General features: G+C 41.2%; 15 protein-coding genes. 13 read left to right on the top strand and 2 right to left on the bottom strand.

Going from position 1 to position 18,847, the window contains the following annotated elements; all coding sequences use genetic code 11:
- Positions 1 to 1,059: 1,059 nt before the first annotated feature.
- Positions 1,060 to 1,191, bottom strand: a complete 132-nt coding sequence (locus UYC_RS39850; RefSeq protein WP_016873885.1) for a hypothetical protein — start codon at positions 1,189 to 1,191, stop codon at positions 1,060 to 1,062.
- 398 nt (positions 1,192 to 1,589) lie between these two features.
- Here UYC_RS39850 and UYC_RS0106930 point away from each other — a divergent pair, with 398 nt between their 5' ends.
- The 10 genes from UYC_RS0106930 (at position 1,590) to UYC_RS0106890 (ending at position 13,708) form a co-directional block, all read left to right on the top strand.
- Positions 1,590 to 1,814, top strand: a complete 225-nt coding sequence (locus UYC_RS0106930) for a DUF4327 family protein (protein WP_016873886.1) — start codon at positions 1,590 to 1,592, stop codon at positions 1,812 to 1,814.
- 825 nt (positions 1,815 to 2,639) lie between these two features.
- Positions 2,640 to 5,108 carry a phosphoenolpyruvate synthase gene (gene ppsA / locus UYC_RS0106925; protein WP_016873887.1) on the top strand — a complete coding sequence of 823 codons (2,469 nt, stop codon included), beginning with the start codon at positions 2,640 to 2,642 and terminating at the stop codon, positions 5,106 to 5,108.
- Between the two features lie 137 nt (positions 5,109 to 5,245).
- A complete protein-coding gene (locus UYC_RS0106920) occupies positions 5,246 to 5,737 on the top strand; it encodes a universal stress protein (protein WP_016873888.1) in 492 nt (163 codons plus the stop codon).
- 167 nt (positions 5,738 to 5,904) lie between these two features.
- A complete protein-coding gene (locus UYC_RS0106915; RefSeq protein ID WP_016873889.1) occupies positions 5,905 to 6,870 on the top strand; it encodes a hypothetical protein in 966 nt (321 codons plus the stop codon).
- 267 nt (positions 6,871 to 7,137) lie between these two features.
- Entirely contained in the window at positions 7,138 to 8,205 is a 1,068-nt protein-coding gene (locus tag UYC_RS0106910; protein ID WP_016873890.1) for a photosynthetic reaction center family protein, read from the top strand.
- A 1,043-nt stretch (positions 8,206 to 9,248) separates the two neighbouring features.
- The gene (locus tag UYC_RS0106905) at positions 9,249 to 9,935 is read left to right on the top strand and encodes a LabA-like NYN domain-containing protein (protein WP_016873891.1); all 687 of its coding nucleotides are present in this window, start codon (positions 9,249 to 9,251) and stop codon (positions 9,933 to 9,935) included.
- Positions 9,936 to 10,526: 591 nt separating this feature from the next.
- Positions 10,527 to 11,447, top strand: a complete 921-nt coding sequence (locus UYC_RS0106900) for an ATP adenylyltransferase family protein (protein ID WP_026087401.1) — start codon at positions 10,527 to 10,529, stop codon at positions 11,445 to 11,447.
- Between the two features lie 309 nt (positions 11,448 to 11,756).
- The gene (locus tag UYC_RS0106895) at positions 11,757 to 12,278 is read left to right on the top strand and encodes a hypothetical protein (protein ID WP_016873893.1); all 522 of its coding nucleotides are present in this window, start codon (positions 11,757 to 11,759) and stop codon (positions 12,276 to 12,278) included.
- Between the two features lie 108 nt (positions 12,279 to 12,386).
- Entirely contained in the window at positions 12,387 to 12,590 is a 204-nt protein-coding gene (locus UYC_RS36425) for a hypothetical protein (RefSeq protein ID WP_071588429.1), read from the top strand.
- Positions 12,591 to 12,610: 20 nt separating this feature from the next.
- On the top strand, positions 12,611 to 13,708 hold the full coding sequence (locus tag UYC_RS0106890; RefSeq protein ID WP_016873894.1) for an NAD(P)/FAD-dependent oxidoreductase: 1,098 nt from the start codon (positions 12,611 to 12,613) through the stop codon (positions 13,706 to 13,708).
- Here the strand turns inward: UYC_RS0106890 and pdxR are convergent.
- Entirely contained in the window at positions 13,634 to 15,211 is a 1,578-nt protein-coding gene (pdxR, locus tag UYC_RS0106885) for a MocR-like pyridoxine biosynthesis transcription factor PdxR (protein WP_016873895.1), read from the bottom strand. The genes UYC_RS0106890 and pdxR overlap by 75 nt on opposite strands.
- A 266-nt stretch (positions 15,212 to 15,477) precedes the next feature.
- Here pdxR and UYC_RS0106880 point away from each other — a divergent pair, with 266 nt between their 5' ends.
- The 3 genes from UYC_RS0106880 (at position 15,478) to UYC_RS0106870 (ending at position 18,604) form a co-directional block, all read left to right on the top strand.
- Positions 15,478 to 16,839, top strand: coding sequence for a cytochrome P450 (locus UYC_RS0106880; RefSeq protein ID WP_016873896.1), 1,362 nt, complete (start codon positions 15,478 to 15,480; stop codon positions 16,837 to 16,839).
- A gap of 277 nt (positions 16,840 to 17,116) precedes the next feature.
- A complete protein-coding gene (locus tag UYC_RS0106875) occupies positions 17,117 to 18,037 on the top strand; it encodes a dioxygenase family protein (RefSeq protein WP_016873897.1) in 921 nt (306 codons plus the stop codon).
- 93 nt (positions 18,038 to 18,130) lie between these two features.
- The gene (locus UYC_RS0106870) at positions 18,131 to 18,604 is read left to right on the top strand and encodes a lipocalin-like domain-containing protein (RefSeq protein ID WP_235082911.1); all 474 of its coding nucleotides are present in this window, start codon (positions 18,131 to 18,133) and stop codon (positions 18,602 to 18,604) included.
- The last annotated feature ends 243 nt before the right edge of the window (positions 18,605 to 18,847 follow it).

The raw sequence follows: 18,847 nt of genomic DNA, 5'->3' as shown, positions 1-18,847 counted from the left end.
TCTCGTACAAAAAAATTGTTAGTTCAATCGTTAATTTTAATTTTAAAATAAAACATCTAAAACCTATAATCTATAATTATTATTTTCATATGCGTTGAAGGTATTTGAAATAAAAAAGTACAATATTTTTGGTTTTTTGGTAAAAAAAGCTCCACTTATACATAATACCTGTTTGTGTGTCTATAAAATATCTATCAAAAGCAAGGACGAGATATCTACCGAAAGCCAGGGTTGTTAGAAGCTAATTGTTTGTTATCCTAGATAAAGGGCGTTAACAAGCTTATTAAGACTATATGGTCAAACTATATGGTCAAAAGACCTTACCTCAGAATTAAGTCAAAAAGACGCATCGCTTTATTTTCAATTGATATAAAGTCTCTTTAAAATGCTCGCAATCAATTGAGCAGCTTTGTTAGTAAGGGTAAATAAGTAGGTTGGTACAAATAAAGTTAACTAGTTAAGGTCGTCATTCGTCATCAGTCAATGGTCATTTAGTAAGAGTTTGTGTTGGGATAGAATAACGTACCTTAAGGCTTTGGTGAGTTACGCTTTGCTAACATAACGGTAATAAAGCGAGAACTCATAGTGGCGGTTTCTTTTGCTCTGACTTCTATTTGTAACGCTATGTCCTCGCTTTTTGCATTCCCTACGTATATTTCAAAAATGGGCGTTGCTGAATTGAGGTGTGAAATTTAAAAATCAAGCATTTAAAACTCTTACTCTCTGCGACTGGAGCGGACGCCATTTGACGCCGATCGCTACAACGTGCTGGCTCCTTTATGCTGGGAAACCCCTTCGGGTACTCTGCGAGAAGGGCTTCGCCCTACGGCAGTCCGCTCAACGGGGGGCTTTGGCCCCCCACGGAGGAGCCAGCGCCGTGGGCGGGTTTCCCGACTTGTAGACGCTCGGAGAGCGGCTTCCCGGAGGGTGGCGACTGGCGTTGGGGTTGGGGGGAGACCCCCGCACGCGGCTGCACTCACCGTCCACCCTCCGGGTACCCTGTGGGAAGCCCTTCGAGCTACAACAGTTCCCTTACCCTTACGGTAAGCCACTTTGCGTCTACGCCTGAAACCATCTTTCTGGGGGCTGCTTCACCGCAGTTGCTCCTCCGCGTAAGGCAAATTCATACTTTGGAGCAGCAACACCCAAAAATGAAATATGAATTCTATAGTAATATTTAATACTTTTCATTAGTAATACCAAATGGAAAAATGATTGCAACAGATGTATTGATACAACCTAGATGCGCTAAAGTGATTCCAAGTTCAAAATCTTAAATCTATAATCCACAATTGTATAACTCGTGCGGAGTGAGATTTGTTACTGATAATCTTCACAATTTCCTCACATTTTTTTGATAGGTTAAACATACAGTTCGAGTATATTTTATTTGTTCTTCCGAACTTCTGAGCGGAGAAAGCCTCCGCACTTTACAGGTAGACACTAAGACGAATGCAGTCCGACTTATCGTAGAGTAGTGGCTTCTGTACACCAAAGGTTTTCTTGGAGGATAAGCAAGCGCAAAAGCGTCTTGTGAGTTCTCTGTTTTCCCTTTTAAATTGCCATACAAGATATAAGGATATATAGTTATGTTTGATACTGCTGTTAAATACGATATAGAGGTCATCAAAGAAGAAGCGCGTCAATTGGTTAAGAAGGGGCTTGTTCAACGTAACCAACCCATATACGCTCTTTGTAAATACATTCCTGGTCGTGATTGGATATGTGTAGAGCTTGAACTCGAAAAAAACGAATTTTTACTCAGAGATAAGATTATTGATTTGCTTGGTCGTGAAGACTGGTCTGAAGATTGAGGAAATCTGTGTTTTTAGCTTATTTGCTTTGATTTACTTAGTAGCAGTGCAATATCAATTTGTAAAGCCCTCGAATGACTTCGAGGGCTTTATAAGCAAAGATGTGATGTATATTCGTATTGATTTTAGTTATTAACTTACGGGAAGTGTAGCATGAGGCTTTGTTGGGTTTTGAAGCTTTCTCGTTAGCTTTTCTATCAGAATCTTCGGTAAAGAACTAGAGTTTTCTCTACTTAGTAGTGGCATCTCTTGCCAGCAATGACGGCAAAACCAATAAGTTTCAGAACCACGTATATGTAGTAACAGAGGACTAGAACAGCAAGGACAGTAATTCATAATATTTTGTAAAAATTTTGATCCTAAATGTGAGAATTGCAATTCTTGACTATTAGTTCATCATTCCTCATGGAATGTTAATTTGGTTGGTTATGCTTTCATAATAATTACCAATTGTGAGGAAGTTGTGAGTAATTTAAAATATTGCTAATTTGCTTAATATATTTATATATTCATGATTGCAATTACTTTAATAAGAATCATTAGTCGTTAGCTAATGACCAAGACAATGAGGCGATGATTCCTCCTATGCGTAGAAAGGATGGAAGAAATCGTCGTCTTCCTGTAATAAATAAATTCTTCCCTATTCTCCCCATCTTCCCTATCTCCCTCCTCTTTCTAGCCTCTGTCACCTATCCCCAGTACCCAGTCTTACTATCCTCACAAGTTCCTCAAATTAACTTCCTATAACCATAAGTGTGGGACGAGCAGAGCAAATTTACTCACTGCAATTCCCAGTCAAGTAGCTTTATGTAAGGAAGCTCAACCATGCTAGAAACAATTCTCAGTCAACAATCTGCTAGCACAGTAGCTAAACAAAAAGCTTTGGTGTTGCCTTTGACTGAAGTCGGTATTGCAGATATTTCCCTAGTTGGTGGAAAAAATGCTTCTCTAGGAGAAATGATTCAACAGCTAAAGCCCAAAGGTGTAAAAGTTCCCGATGGCTTTGCTACAACTGCTTATGCTTACCGCTACTTCATTGAGGTGGCAGGTTTAGAAGCAAAATTGCGTGAGATTTTTGCAGATTTAGATGTAGAAGATATTAATAATCTTCGCCAACGAGGCAAACAAGCCCGTTATTTAATGCTGCAAACATCCTTTCCAGAGGAATTACAACAAGCGATCGCCCAAGCTTACCAAAATCTCTGTCAGCAATATGGTGCAGATACTGATGTTGCCGTTCGTTCTAGTGCCACCGCCGAAGATTTACCAGATGCTAGCTTTGCTGGGCAACAAGAAACTTATCTAAACGTTCACGGATTGGCAGCTGTGCTAGAAGCTTGCCACAAGTGCTTTGCTTCCATTTTTACCGATCGCGCTATTTCTTACCGTCAAATCAAAGGCTTCGATCACTTCAACATCGCCCTTTCGGTAGGCGTACAAAAAATGGTGCGTTCTGACTTAGCAGCTTCTGGTGTGATGTTCTCCATCGATACCGAGTCAGGTTTCAAAGATGCTGCCTTAATTACTGCCGCTTATGGTTTGGGTGAAAATGTCGTTCAAGGGGCAGTTAACCCAGATGAATATTTAGTATTTAAACCCACTCTCAAACAAGGATTCCGCCCAATTTTAGCCAAGCGCTTAGGTACAAAAGAAATTAAAATGGTCTATGATGTGGGCGGCTCAAAATTAACGAAAAATATCCCAGTTGCAGCCAGCGACAGGCAACTATTTGCTCTCAACAATCAAGAAATTTTACAACTAGCACAATGGGCTTGCATTATAGAAGAACACTATTCGCAAGTGCGTGGTGTCTACACGCCAATGGATATCGAATGGGCGAAAGATGGTATCACTGATGAATTATTTATAGTTCAAGCACGCCCAGAAACAGTGCAGTCTCAGAAAGTGCAGAATGTTTTGCGCACGTATCGCCTTGTAAACGGACAAGGAAACAAGGAGAATTTACCCCCTCCTCCTCCTTTGGTGACTGGGCGCAGCGTCGGAGAGATGATTGGACAAGGTAAAGCCAGAGTTATTCTCGATGTGCATCAAATTCATCAGTTTCAAGCCGGAGAAGTGCTAGTGACAAACCGCACCGATCCTGACTGGGAACCAATCATGAAAAAAGCGAGTGCGATTGTTACTAACTCTGGAGGGCGCACCTGCCACGCTGCAATTATTGCTAGAGAATTGGGAATACCCGCTATTGTTGGTTGTGGTAATGCCACCACTACGATCAAAACAGGGCAAGAAATCACCATTTGTTGTGCAGAAGGCGAAACTGGAAAAGTTTACCAAGGCTTATTGCCCTACGAAGTGCAAGAAATACCCTTAGAACAATTGCCCCGCACTCGTACTCAAATCATGATGAACGTGGGCAACCCAGAAGAAGCATTCGGCTATGCAGCAATTCCCAACGATGGAGTTGGGCTGGCACGAATGGAATTTATTATCGCCAACCATATTAAGGCGCATCCCCTGGCACTACTTCATTTTGATGAATTAGAAGATGAACTTGCCAAATACAAAATTGCAGAATTGACTGCTCAATACGAAAACAAAGCAGAATTCTTCGTAGATAAGTTAGCCCAAGGTATTGCTATCATCGCCGCCGCGTTTTATCCCAAGCCTGTTATTGTTCGCCTCAGTGACTTTAAGAGCAACGAATATGCCAATCTTTTGGGTGGTAAACAATTTGAACCCAAAGAAGAAAACCCAATGATTGGTTGGCGTGGTGCTTCTCGCTACTACGATCCACGCTATCGTGAAGGCTTTGCCCTCGAATGTGAGGCTATGAAGCGAGTTCGCAACGAAATGGGCTTAACCAATGTAATTTTAATGGTTCCCTTCTGCCGCACTCCTGAAGAAGGTAGGCGCGTCTTGGCAGAAATGGCAAAAAATGGTTTGGTACGCGCTGAAAATGACTTGCTAGTCTACGTAATGTGCGAGTTGCCCAGTAACGTTTTACTAGCAGATCAATTTAGCGAAGTATTTGATGGATTCTCGATTGGATCGAACGATTTAACACAGTTGACGCTAGGATTGGATCGAGATTCTGAATTAGTCGCTCATCTGTTTGATGAGCGTAACGATGCAGTAATGCGGACTATCACCCAAGCGATCGCAACTGCCAAACAACACCATCGCAAAATAGGTATCTGCGGACAAGCGCCGAGTGACTACCCCGAATTCGCCCGCTTTCTTGTCAAACAGGGTATTGACTCTATCAGTCTCAATCCTGACTCTGTACTGAAAACTCTTTTAGAAATTGCTGCTACAGAGCAAGATAGTTAATGGCTAATGGCTAATGGCTAATGGCTAATGGCAATAAATAATTAACTATGAGCTATTAGCTATTAGCAACTAACTACTAACAAATGACAAATAACTATTGACTAAGGACAAATGACTACTAACTAAGGACTAATACTATGTTTCAAAAAATTTTAGTTGCTATAGACAATTCAGCTATTGGACAGCACGTGTTTGATGAAGCTTTAACTTTGACACAACAAATAGGTGGAAAGTTAATGTTGTTGCACGTTCTCGATCCTTTCGATGAGCGTTCCCCAAGTTCTATTGCTTTCCAAACAAATACCCTCTACCCAACTTTTCAAGCCGAAGCAATGAATTACTATATGGGTCAGTGGGAAGTACTTAAAAAAGAAGGAATTGAGTTTTTAAGATTATTTTACGAACAAGCGATCGCAAAAGGTGTAGCAACTGAATTTAGCCAAAATTTTGGTGAACCAGGGCGAGTAATTTGTGAATTAGCTCGAAATTGGCAAGCTGACTTAATTATAGTAGGTCGTCGAGGTCGTAGAGGCTTATCTGAGTTGTTCTTAGGCAGTGTCAGTAATTATGTTTTACATCACGCTCCTTGCTCAGTTTTGACAGTACAAGGCCCACTTGCCGCACAATAGGGGAGCAGGGGAGTATTGAAGAAGAATACAGAATACAGAATATTCTAGCTTCTGGCTTCTGTGGACGCGGTAGACGCGGAGCGGATAGAAGTAGGTACGGCTTCCCGCAGGGTATTCTATTTAGATAAACCACTAACCGTTAATAAGTTTAATCAGAGGTAATCCCTATGTCTGCAATATGGGATACTCAAAAAATTCGAGAAATTGAATTTCCCAAAACAGGCACAACTGTTGAGAAACTCAATTTTATATTAAATTACACACTCTTAGCTTCTTCTTGTTCTAATACCCAACCTTGGTTGTTTCAAGTTGTAAATGAAGCTATTTTTCTTTATGCCAATCTAAGCCATGCTTTACCTACAGTTGACCCTCATCATCGAGAATTAATAATTAGTTGTGGAATGGCATTGTTTAACCTCCGGCTTGCTTTGCGTCACTTCGGCTATAAAGACGAAATTAAAACTTTTCCCGATCCAAGTCGCCCAGATGTATTAGCCCAGATTCAAATCAGCGAGCCTATACTTGCAAGTGCTGACGAGCAAATGCTATTTGATGCCATTCCCAATCGACACATAAATCACAAAAAATTCCAAGACTGGAATGTTCCTCAATCACTACTCTCATGGCTGAAAGTAGATGCAGAACAAGAGAGGACATGGTTATATGTTGTTAAGAGTAATACAGCCCGTCAAGCGATCGCAGAATTAGTAGTACAAAGCTTAGATAGGCAGTGGCTTGTCGGTAGTCATTACTTGCAAATGACAGATTTAAACTTTCCTTGTGAGTTGGCGCAAGGGTTTTATCCTGACATCAGCCGTCAATTAGTAACTCAATCACCTGTAATTGCAGTACTGGGAACAAAAAGCGATCTGCCAGTCAACTGGCTAAACACTGGGCAAGCTCTAGAGCGAATACTACTGCGAGGGCAAGCAGTAGGGTTAACAGCATCATTTTTAAATCAAGTGGTTAGATTACCATCGCTGCGAACTCAATTAAACAACTTGATTTATGAACAAGGCTATCCGCAAATTCTCCTACGTCTGGGCTTTGACAGAGAACACAATACACCAGGTGCACAACACGCCGCTTCTGAATTGAAAATAGGGGCTAGAGAAAAGAGATTCTTCGGTTAAGACATTCTGCTCCTTAATTTAAATTAAATAAGAAAAAACAGTTGTAAAACTTTTTTTGAATGAAAAAGCGCAAAGGATTGCAAAGTTATTTGACTCCTTTGTAAGCATTGCGAACACATTTTCTAAAATAAAAGTACAAATAATACTGTCAGATTTTGTAATTACAAACAAAGAACAAAAAATTAATTGATTTTTTGCGTGTTGCGTTTATTTTCAACTAAATTTCAACAATTAATACATATTCTCTTTTCAGAGGAGGCATAGACAATGACTACCATCGTTCAACGTGGAAAGGAATTTGATTTTACCAAGCAATGGGAACGATTTTGCGCGTGGATTACCAGTACCAATAATCGGATTTATATCGGCTGGTTTGGCGTGCTGATGATTCCTACTTTACTGGCTGCTAGTATCTGTTTCATTCTCGCTTTTATTGCCGCCCCTGGCGTAGATATGGAAGGTATTCGAGAGCCAATTAAAGGTTCTTTGCTCGACGGCAACAATTTGATTACAGCTGCTGTGGTGCCAACTTCGGCTGCGATCGGTTTACACTTTTATCCAATTTGGGAAGCGGCTTCCCTTGATGAATGGCTTTATAATGGTGGCCCCTATCAGTTGATAGTACTGCATTTTTTAATTGGTATTTGGTGCTACTTAGGGCGACTTTGGGAACTCAGCTATCGCCTTGGTATGCGCCCTTGGATTGCTGTTGCATTCTCTGCACCAGCCGCCGCCGCAACAGCTGTATTGCTAGTTTATCCTATTGGTCAAGGTAGCTTTTCTGACGGTCTGCCTTTAGGAATTACGGGAACATTTCACTTCATGATGGCTGTTCAAGCAAATCATAATATCCTCATGCATCCCTTCCATATGCTGGGGGTTGCTGGAGTTTTTGGCGGCGCGCTCTTGAGTGCTTTACACGGCTCATTGGTTACCTCAACGCTCATCCGCAACACCGACGAAAACGAATCCATAAATACCGGGTACAAATTTGGGCAAAAGCAAGCTACTTACAGCTACTTGGCAGGACACTATGGTTATTTAGGACGCCTTTTAATTCCGCCTTTTGCTAGCCGAAATCATCGCGCTTTTTATTTCCTGCTAGCTGCTTTGCCAACTATAGGTATTTGGTTTGCAACCTGTGGCGTTTGCTCGATCGCATTTAACCTTAACGGCTTTAACTTTAATCATTCTGTCTTAGATAGTCGAGGCACAGTAATTCCGACAGACGCCGATATACTTAACCGAGCTAATCTTGGTTTACAAGCAATGCATGGTCTCAACACCCATCATTTTCCACCTATTCTGTCTAGCAGTCCATCTATAACCTGTTAGTTGAAAAATTTTCTTTTGCTGTAATTTAGAACATACGAGTGAGTTTGCCCTTTAAGGCTGGTTTAAGGGTGAGGGTTTGATGAAGAACTATTCTTCCTACGTCCCTACACCCTTGAACAACAAGAAATGGAGATGGAAACTGCTGTTAACCAGTTCTTTAGAAAATTTTCATCAACTGGACACGGCACTACATATAGTTTAGAATGCTTTTTACCACTACTAGGTAGCTGGTAATTTTAACTAATTTAGTGTGTAAAAATTATATTTCAAAAAAGTAATTTAAATTCAAAATACTTATCACTCCTATAATTTATTTGTATTTTTATTAAGGTAACGTATCTATTAAATAACAATATAGTAGCAAATAGTAGTAATAAATATAGGTAATTAACTGAGTTAAAAGTATTATTATATTGATTTAAGTCAGTATAATCTTTAGTTTATACCAATACAGATTTAGTAAATTAAATGACTTTTCCAACATCATTACTTGCTCTTTTCATTTACAGGGACAAGCCCTTGCTAAAAGAGGGTTTAATAAAATACATCTGGATCTCATTCAAAGTCTAATACGAACAATTAGGCAGTATAGAGAATTGCTGAAAGGGAAATTATCTCAGTAATTGAATGATGTAAAAATATAATGTTTAGAGGTTGTCGCCTATTTAACTACAATCCATAGTATTTTCTTTTTGTTGATTATCATTCGTTAACCATTAAATTAAGCAAGTCAAATAATCTCATGCAGCGATGATTAGTAGGCTAGGTACAATACAAATAGATGCCGACACTTTTCCTTGGTTTCTCCTCACTTGGTACGCTGCTTTTAGATTGGGCATACTTCTAGGCAGATTCAGAAGCCAACAGTGAAATTTCCAAAAGCCCTGAGCAAACCACAACCTATATGAATAGTGACAAAGAAGCCATGTTTAGTTCTGCATAGTTCCACAATCACGTCTGCTATGAAAATTAGGTATTAGCACAGATGATTTAATTGGTTAGCGACCTAAAAGACTTTCCTCATTTAAAATCTAGAGGTATCAATGAATTTTACAACTTTTAGCAAACACACAAATCAATATAAGTATTTGAAAGAAAGACCACAATGGCAAGGAGAGCATCTTATGGATACTGGTATCAAAATAGAAGAGCCTAAGATGCCAGAAACTTCAGGAGAATCAAATATTTTCAATAACTTAAATCGCGGTCGAGTTGCTATTTTTATTGATGGTTCAAATTTATTTTACTCAGCCTTACAACTTGGAATAGAAATTGATTACGCCAAGCTACTTTATTGTCTCACTGCGGGTGCAAGGCTATTGCGAGCTTTCTTTTATACAGGATTTGATCGGACTAACGAAAAACAGCAGGGTTTTCTCCTCTGGATGCGTAGAAATGGCTATCGTGTAGTCACCAAAGATTTAGCCCAGCTTCCAGATGGCTCAAAAAAAGCAAATCTGGATGTAGAAATTGCTGTAGATATGATGAATTTGTCTCCCCACTACGATACTGCGGTTTTGGTGAGTGGAGATGGAGATTTAGCTTATGCTGTGAATGCAGTCAGCTACCAAGGAGCTAGGGTAGAAGTTGTCAGTGTGCGAGCGATGACTAGCGACAGCTTGATTGATGTGGCTGATTGTTTTATTGATCTTGATACTATTAAGCAGTATATTCAAAAAGATCCTTCTTCTGGTTATAGCTACCGTCCTTTGTCTAACACTAGTCTGTGATGGGTAACATTTATACCATCAAATTTGTCTTGAAAGGTTAGCCTCCTACGGCAAGAAAAAAGGTGCTATTTTCATCCCTAGTATTTCTGGGAAAGTATGCTTAACACTCTTCTTCGGAGGAAATACTGCGCGATCGCCAAACCTATAACAATCCAAATTAAATTGTCAGAAAATTTTTAGTCTTAAGCTACACTTAAAATGTAAAATTTTTCAAAACTGGTGATTCAACGGGGAGCTCTGCCTTGGCTATACAGGCAAAGCCAGCAGGTGTACAGAGTATTTTTATCAGGTTCGTTTAGGTTGGGTTCATATCTTTAACCCAACTTATTTATTATTGCCACACCAGTACTAGCGCTGTTTTAGCTGACTTGACTGCAAATTATGGTACACAATTTTAGCTGTGTCACATTATTAGTTGGTCAAGGCTTGCTATTTTTTTATGTGGTTAACATACATTGATAATACTAGATTTGTATAAATTAAAATAAGTTAAGCAACTAAGTCGAAGATTTGGGCAGTAAATTTAAACTGGCAGTTACGCTCTGTTTATAACTTTTTATTAACAAAAGTTTCACAATGTCTCAAGAAAAAATGGTAGAAGGGAAAATATTGCTCAAACCTGGCACTTTATGGACAAAAGTTAAAGAGCAAACAAAATATGCTCTCTCGACTGGTGCACTCGTTCCTATACCAACTGAGTCTGAATTTGTAGAGCAAGATGGTGTGCGCTTTCTAGTGAGGATTTTGTCTAACCTTGCTCGCAAAGATGAAGCCAAGCTCAAACAACAAAAGCAAAGTACTTCCTCTAACAAAGATTTTAATCCTTTTCTTCCCTATGAAGAGGATTTATTTGTTGCAGATATTTCTGATTCTCATGTATGTATTTTGAACAAATATAACGTTGCTGACTATCATCTGCTGCTGATTACCCGTGCTTTTGAGGAACAAGAAAACTGGCTCAATCTACAAGATTTTACAGCTATGTGGGCTTGTATGGCAGAGTATGATGGTTTAACGTTCTACAATGCTGGAAAAATTGCTGGTGCAAGTCAACGACACAAACATTTGCAAATTGTGCCACTGCCACTTGTACCAACAGGCTCTCAGATTCCCATTGAACCTTTACTTACATCTGCCCAATTTCAAAACTCGATTGCAACTATACCTGGGCTTCCTTTTTTACACGCCTTCACCTTATTAGATTCCTGCTGGAAACAGTCACCATTCGCAGCCGCCGAGACAACACTTTTGTGCTATCGCTCCTTGCTCAAAGCGGTAGGTTTAGAAGTAGGTAAGGGTAATAAACAATCGGGTGCTTACAATCTTTTGATAACACGAAAATGGATGCTGCTTGTACGGCGATCGCAAGAATATTTCCAGTCTATACCAGTGAATTCTTTAGGATTTGCTGGTACTTTGTTTGTTAAAAACGAAGAACAAATGCAGATGCTCAAAAAATACGGCCCAATGACTCTGTTGAAGAATGTTGCTATGCGATCGCAAGAATGCTAAATAAAGTACCGAAAAATAGTAACTTGTAGTTTGCTTTTAATATCAAACTTTAAGTTATGTTTAGAAAAATTATAATGTTTTCTTGCTTAATATTTTCATATTAACTTAAAATCAAAAAATTATTTGAGACTAGTTTTGTATTTTTATTAAAAAACTTTAGTCAGTTTTGATGACAAAATAAAATAGCATTTTGGTCGAAATAAAGTAACAAAAAAAGTTATAATCAAAGTAGAGGGACTATGTTCCAAAGCCAATAGCCCCCCTGAGAAACCCTAAGATTTGAGGCATAAAATAAGGGGGTGAAGGGGTGTGAAAACCACTTTAATCGGTACGGCTTTAACAGTAGCTATAGTTCTCATCAATCCTATATTTGTAACTTACGCGAAACCTCCGAATTCCTATAAATTAGAGAGCGCCATAGCCCAAGTACAGGAAAAAGCAAACATCCCAGATGTTGTTGCTAAAGGATTAGAGCTTTACAAACAGGGGGATGTTGAGGCTGCTGTTAATAAATGGGCAGATAGCACACTTGCTTTGCTCGACGAGGTTCCTATAGATTTTGCACAGAAACAAGAACAGACTCGATTGTTTAATCAATCGCGTCCTATTATGACTGCCATGTTAGTTGCAGTCAGCAAACAATATGGAGATTGTAAAGGCTATTCAATCATCAAGTCAATTCCAAGAAATCAAAATACTCGAACTATCTATCTAGAAATGCAACATAAAAAAGGTTCTGTATTTATGGAGTTTATTACTCTGAAAACTGAAAAGGATTGGAGAATAGTACATTTCCATTTTAGCCCCGATATTGAAGACATCTTTAGATGAAAATGAGCTAATTAAATTAGGTACACAATTTGGACTGTTAGTAGCGAAAGCGAAAATAGCAATTTAGAATCTTCTCTAAAGGTAAATTTCCAAATTGTATACAATAAAATGTCAGACTCTTTTCCTTTCTCAGACTACTCCCAATTGCGTGAGTGGCACTCAGGCATTCAAACGGCTAATCGCAACAATATTTTCTGCCACTGTCGCAGTTGCGGCTACGAGTGGGTAGATTCTTCTACGAAGGCAGTTTGCACTCAATGCGGTAGCAAAGATGTTGAACATATCTCGTGCTGGCAGTTTCCAGATGATTGAACTCTGAGCAGGGTGCGTCTATGAAAGTAACGGTTGTGGGTGCTGGCATCATCGGATTATCTGCGGCTTGGGCGCTCTGCCGTGAGGGGCATCAAGTGACTGTGTACGAGCAAGGAACGCTTCCAAATTCGCTTGGCTCATCGGTAGATCAACATCGTCTAATTCGCTTTCCCTACGGTAGGAAGTTGGGTTATACTCGCATGGTTTTTGATGCCTATCGAGCATGGGAACAGCTATGGGCGGATATTGGCAAACAGCTTTATGCACCTACTGGAACTTTAGTACTAGCATCAGCAACCGAGAGTTGGGCATCCGATTCAGCAACAACTCTTGAACAACTGGGTATCGGTGTGCGCTGGCTTAATGCCGAACAACTGCAAGCGGCTTTCCCACTCCTTATGGCTGATGGAGTTGAGAGTGCTTTCTATCTCGATAGTGGCGATGTTCTGCTGGCTGAAAAGATTATTGCAGCGATGGCAGAATATTTGTCTCACAAAGGTGTAATTTTACATACCCAGACGCAGGTACGTGACATCGATCCTGATCGCTCTCGAATTGTGTTAGCAGGAGCGATCGCCGATGCTGATACATTGGTAATTGCTGCTGGTGCTTGGGTTACACGTCTGCTGCCAGATTTCGGCAAGCGTGTCACACCGTCGCGTCAGGTAGTAGTTTATGTTGAGCCGCCTGTCGAGACAAAAGCTCAATGGCTCAATGCACCAATGATTCTCGACATCGATCCCGAATGTGGCTTTTATCTTGTACCGCCCGTACTGGGAACAGATCTGAAAATTGGCGATCATCGCTTTACGTTAACTGGTAATCCCGATCGCGATCGCACTGCTGGTGAAGCTGAAGCACAACAGATATACAAGCAGCTGGAACGACGAATTAAAGACTTTAACCGCTACCAATTAAAAAGCGCCTGCACTTGTTTTTATACTGTAGCTCCCGAAGAACACTTTATTGTGGAACCGTTGGGTAATTCTTGGGTAATGTCTGGTTTTTCCGGTCATGGCTTTAAGTTTGGCCCCTTGCTGGGCTTAAGATTGGCAGAGGCGATCGCACATCGTTGTACACCTACTTTTCTTAGCCAGTGGGCAGCAGGTGAGCCTTAGTATTTGAATTGCTCTTAAAGCCGTTGCCAGTCTTTGTACTCCGTCGTGGATTTGATGAACGTCTACAGCAGCATAGCCGAGTAGCAGCCCAGCCCTTGTCTGTGTCATGCTAAATAATGACAATGGCATGGCGTCAATCCCAACCACCGCAGCTTGCTGTGATGCTAATTTGTCATTCATTCCTGGCGGTAGCCACAACACAATATGCATTCCCGTTTCGGGAGCGTAAATTTCAAACTCTAGTTCACGCTTCAGTGCTGCAACTAAAGTGACTCGGCGCTCTGCATAAAGCGATCGCATCCGCCGGATATGGCGATTGAAGTGTCCTTCGTTCATAAAGTCGGCAAGTACAGCTTGCTCAAGTGTTGGTACGCGGGTGCCAATAAAGTGACGGGCGGCAATAAAAGCTTCTACTAAATCAGGTGGCACAACAAGATAGCCCAGACGCAAAGCGGGAAAAAGTACTTTGCTAAAGGTGCCAAAGTAAATTACACAGTCGCTACTGTCAATTCCTTGCAATGCGGTTAACGGACGCCCGACAAAGCGATACTCGCTATCGTAATCATCTTCAAGTACCCAAGCACCATTTTGATTTGCCCACTCCAGTAGCGCCAACCGCCGTGCAAGACTCATAGTTACGCCAAGCGGAAATTGGTGTGAAGGTGTCACGTAGACTAGACGTGCCTGTGGACACTTTGCCATGCCAGCAGTAACATCAAGTCCTTCTGTATCGACTGGCACTGGTATAAGGTTAGCTCCTGCTCCAATCAGAGCACCACGAGCGCCCAAATAACCAGGATCTTCCATCCAAACAGGATCGCCTGGATCGAGCAGCACTCGCGCTGCCAAGTCAAATCCTCCTTGGAAACCTGCAACCACAATTATCTGATCCGGTGTGCAACGAACTCCGCGTGCTACAACAATATGAGCTGCTATTGCTTCGCGCAATGGGAGATATCCTCTAAGCTCGCGATCGGTGAGCAAGTTTTGCAGCGAGTTCCTGGCTCGACGCGCAATTAGTTGTGACCATAGTTCATGGGGAAAAGCATCAACTGCAGAAATCCCCGCCCGAAATATCCGTTGTTGTTTTCCTTGTAAAGTTTGCAATGGCTTCGGAATTAAGGGAGTTTGTGCTAAGGCTCTACCTCGATGTGAGAGCCTTTTTTGACTGGACTGCTGATACTCAAATTGGGGTTTAGATTTATTATTGGAAGTGGAAAGCAAACTTTCGGGTAGAACTTGAGCTACAGTGGTTCCACTTCCCACTTTGCCCTCTATATAGCCTTCTGCTAGTAATTGATCGTAAGCAAGCAGAACTGTGTTCCGAGAAACTCCTAACTCGCTTGCCAGAGAGCGTGTGGAGGGAAGTTGCACTCCGGCTGTCAGTTGTTCTGTCAGGATAGCCAAGCGCAGGCGCTCATACAATTGGCGATATAGTGGTGTAGAGTCTTGAGGCTGAAGTTCAAATATATTTGTGATGCCAGACTTTACTTGGTTCGCCATAAATTCTCCAATTACCAGTTAAGAGCGCGAAACACCACAATGGCACCATTAATTACACAATAATTGGCACTTTTATTCAAACTAATAGCATTATAAGCTGATTACAGAGACAAAAATTTAGTTACTAGCCTCATTGCCGCTAAACTCTAGGATTGCAAAAGAGCGATCGCCCCCACAGTTTTGTTTAAATACTCATACATAAATATCTAACCATTTTTCAACACGACTGAAATCGCTGTATTCCTTCCCTATTCCCTTGCCTTCATATGCAACTACCTAATACTCTCAACACTCCCTCTTTTCTCCAAAAACTTCATTGGGTTGCCGATCCCATAGGATATATGGAAAGCGCCACTCAAAAATATCCCGATTTATTCACGGCTGAAATCGTGGGTTTTGGAGATACGGTGGTATTTGTACAGCATCCCAAAGCACTTCAAGAAATTTTAACCAACGATAGAAAGAAGTTTGCCGCTCTAGGTGAGCCGAATAAAACCTTGGAGCCTTTAATTGGGAACTTTTCAGTTATCATGCTGGAGAGAGAACGCCACAAACGACGGCGGCAACTGTTGATGCCTCCTTTTCATGGCGATCGTATGAAAGCTTACGGCAAACTTATTTGCGATCTAGTCGAAAAAATCTTTAGCCAGTTACCACATGATCGGTTTTTTTTAGCTAGAACTGCGATGCAGCAGATTTCTCTGGAGGTAATTTTACAAGCTGTTTTCGGTTTATCTGAGGGAGAACGTTACCAACAACTTAAGCACTTGCTGATGTTGATTACGGATTTATTTCAGTCTCCTTTTACGTCTAGCTTTCTTTATTTCTCTTTTTTACAAAAAGATTTGGGTGTTTGGAGTCCTTGGGGAAAGTTTGTACGCCTCAGGCAGCAAATTGATGAATTACTCTACGCAGAAATTGCAGAACGTCGGTTGCAAGGCGATCTCAACCGCATCGATATTCTTTCCTTACTTATGGCAGCAAAGGATGAACAAGGCGAATCGATGAGCGATCGCGAGTTGCGCGATGAAATGATGACATTGCTGTTGGCTGGACAAGAAACCACGGCATCGGCAATGGCTTGGGGTTTGTATTGGATTCATCGTCTACCAGAAGTACACGAAAAACTACTCCAAGAACTAAATACCCTTGGTGATTCTCCCAGCCCGATGAGCATTGTTCAACTACCTTATCTGACTGCCGTTTGCAATGAAACTTTACGAATTCACCCTGTAGCGATGCTTACATTCCCTAGAGTCGTGCAAGAACCAACTGAACTTCTCGGATATACTTTAGAACCTGGGGCAATAGTAATGGGTTGCATTTATCTTTTGCATCAACGTGAGGATTTATACCCGCAAAATCAGCAGTTTTTGCCCGAACGCTTTCTTAAGCGTCAATTTTCTCCCTATGAATTTATGCCATTTGGCGGTGGTGTTCGTCGCTGTATTGGCGATGCTTTGGCTCCGTTTGAAATTAAGCTTGTTTTAGCAACTATTGTGTCACGCTATCAACTATCGTTGGTTGATCCTCGACCAGAACAACCACAACGCAGAGGTATTACCCTCGCACCAAAGAGTGGAGTCAAGCTGAAATTTTGCGGTGAGGTAGCTGCTTCTGGGTACTAGGGACTCGGTACTGGGGACTGGGAAAAGTACCTGCCCCTTGTCTTTTTGTCCTCTTGTTTCCATCCCTAGAAGCGATCGCTTGATTTTTCTTTTCACTACATCAGAACGCAAAATCCAAAATGGCACCATTGATTAAACAATAATTGGCGCTTTTATTTATCATCAGCCAGTTCTATCGTGAAGATATGAATTGAAGAGAATTGAAGATTAAAAGGAAATACAGAAACACAAAAGCACTTCTCTGTTCAACAAAGCTTGTCACCAAAGGAGTTAAGTCATGAACCCTATTACTCTCGACAACATTACTCAGACAGTAATTAATCATGGCGATGAAGCCAAGACAAATCCACGACTTTACGAAATTTACACAAGCCTGGTTACACATCTGCACACCTTTGTACAAGAGGTTAATTTGACTGAGCAAGAGTTGCAGATGGGGCGTGATTTCTTTACTCGTGTAGCTCGTCCTTCTGGTGATATGCCGGATGGAGAGATTACTATGCTTACAGATTTATTGGGAATTTCAGAATTGGTGGATTTGCTACACCGCACTAACCAAAACACAGTTACAGAAAGTACTCTGGAAGGGCCAATGTACGTACCTGATGCACCACCGCGCCAGATAGGCGATCGCTTAGGAATTGACGAGGGCGGTGATGTACTTTTTATGTCAGGGCGTATATTGGATGTCAACGGCAGCCCTATTGCCAATGCGCTCATTGATGTTTGGCAGACGAATTCAAAAGGTTTTTACGATATCCAAGATCCAAATCAACCAAAAGGTAATTTCCGAGGATGCTTCAAGAGTAATGCAGATGGCTATTATGCGTTTGAGACTGTAGTTCCGATTGGGTACGATATCCCAGCTAACGGGCCGTGTGGCGAGGTGCTGCGGCTGTTGGGGCGGCACACTCACAGACCTGCACATATCCATTTTAAGCTCAGTGCAGCAGGTTTTAAGGTGCTGACTACACAGACATATTTGAATGATGACCCCTACATTTCTTCGGATACGGTTTTTGCGGTAGTCCCCTCCACAATCATAACACTGCAAAAACATGAAGCGCCCGACGAAATGTTGGCACGCAATCAGAGCAAACCGTTTTATACAGTCGAGTTCGACTTTGTTCTGAGTCCGGTTATTGAAGAGATAGGAGCAATGGAGAATACAGCCAGTTCTCTAAAAACTGTTGTGTAAAATATAGCGTGAGCTAGGCTTTCAGCTCCAATTGCTTGAATATTCACGATGTTGCAGATCGTGCGGTTCGCTCTCTATAGCGGTGAGTTAGTTATGTCTAGTCTTTCTTTTACTCAGAATAACCCTTTGCTTGGGACTTGGAAACTAATTTCTGCGATCGCTACACTTGCTGACGGAACTGTTGAGCCTGATGTATACGGGCCAAATCCCACAGGCTATATTACCTATACACCTGAAGGTCAGATGATGGTCATTCTCTCAAGAAGCGATCGGCTACCATTTAGTGAGGAAATACGCTCACCACTGAGTGAAGATATGTATTCTGTACCAATTAAAGAACGCGCCCAAGCATTTGCTACATTCAGTGCATATGCAGGGACATATAGGCTCAATGGAAATACGGTTACCCATCACCTAGAGGTTGCATCTATTCCCAATCGGGTAGGTACGGATCTAGTTCGTACTTTTACTTTAGATGGAAATCGAGTTACGTTAAAAACACTGCCAACTATGAGTAATGGTGTCCTCAAGGTTTTTGAATTAATATGGGAACGCGTCGAGCCGTAATGACACTAAAAGATACAGTTCCCCGACTTCTTAGAAGAGGTCGGGGATATTGTTTTTAGGCGTTGCTGATTTAGGCTATGAAAATAATTTTTCGTAATGCCAAAACCCCTGCCCAGACGCGATATATCGCGTCTCTACACATCAAATTCATACCGCGATTCAGCAACGCCTGTTTTTAACTAATAATTTCAATTTCTTAAATTTATATTTTTTAATAATACTACTCTAGTCAATCTTGAGAAT

Source organism: Chlorogloeopsis fritschii PCC 6912 (assembly GCF_000317285.1).
Taxonomy (GTDB): domain Bacteria; phylum Cyanobacteriota; class Cyanobacteriia; order Cyanobacteriales; family Nostocaceae; genus Chlorogloeopsis; species Chlorogloeopsis fritschii.
The sequence above is the reverse complement of the archived record's forward strand: the minus strand, read 5'-3'. Positions and strand labels throughout refer to the sequence as shown.

Excerpts from the sequence above, each read along its gene's own strand:
- UYC_RS39850 (WP_016873885.1), bottom strand. The coding sequence starts at position 1,191 with ATGAAAAGTATTAAATATTACTATAGAATTCATATTTCATTTTTGGGT.
- UYC_RS0106930 (WP_016873886.1), top strand. The coding sequence starts at position 1,590 with ATGTTTGATACTGCTGTTAAATACGATATAGAGGTCATCAAAGAAGAA.
- ppsA (WP_016873887.1), top strand. The coding sequence starts at position 2,640 with ATGCTAGAAACAATTCTCAGTCAACAATCTGCTAGCACAGTAGCTAAA.
- UYC_RS0106920 (WP_016873888.1), top strand. The coding sequence starts at position 5,246 with ATGTTTCAAAAAATTTTAGTTGCTATAGACAATTCAGCTATTGGACAG.
- UYC_RS0106915 (WP_016873889.1), top strand. The coding sequence starts at position 5,905 with ATGTCTGCAATATGGGATACTCAAAAAATTCGAGAAATTGAATTTCCC.
- UYC_RS0106910 (WP_016873890.1), top strand. The coding sequence starts at position 7,138 with ATGACTACCATCGTTCAACGTGGAAAGGAATTTGATTTTACCAAGCAA.
- UYC_RS0106905 (WP_016873891.1), top strand. The coding sequence starts at position 9,249 with ATGAATTTTACAACTTTTAGCAAACACACAAATCAATATAAGTATTTG.
- UYC_RS0106900 (WP_026087401.1), top strand. The coding sequence starts at position 10,527 with ATGGTAGAAGGGAAAATATTGCTCAAACCTGGCACTTTATGGACAAAA.
- UYC_RS36425 (WP_071588429.1), top strand. The coding sequence starts at position 12,387 with ATGTCAGACTCTTTTCCTTTCTCAGACTACTCCCAATTGCGTGAGTGG.
- UYC_RS0106890 (WP_016873894.1), top strand. The coding sequence starts at position 12,611 with ATGAAAGTAACGGTTGTGGGTGCTGGCATCATCGGATTATCTGCGGCT.
- pdxR (WP_016873895.1), bottom strand. The coding sequence starts at position 15,211 with ATGGCGAACCAAGTAAAGTCTGGCATCACAAATATATTTGAACTTCAG.
- UYC_RS0106880 (WP_016873896.1), top strand. The coding sequence starts at position 15,478 with ATGCAACTACCTAATACTCTCAACACTCCCTCTTTTCTCCAAAAACTT.
- UYC_RS0106875 (WP_016873897.1), top strand. The coding sequence starts at position 17,117 with ATGAACCCTATTACTCTCGACAACATTACTCAGACAGTAATTAATCAT.
- UYC_RS0106870 (WP_235082911.1), top strand. The coding sequence starts at position 18,131 with ATGTCTAGTCTTTCTTTTACTCAGAATAACCCTTTGCTTGGGACTTGG.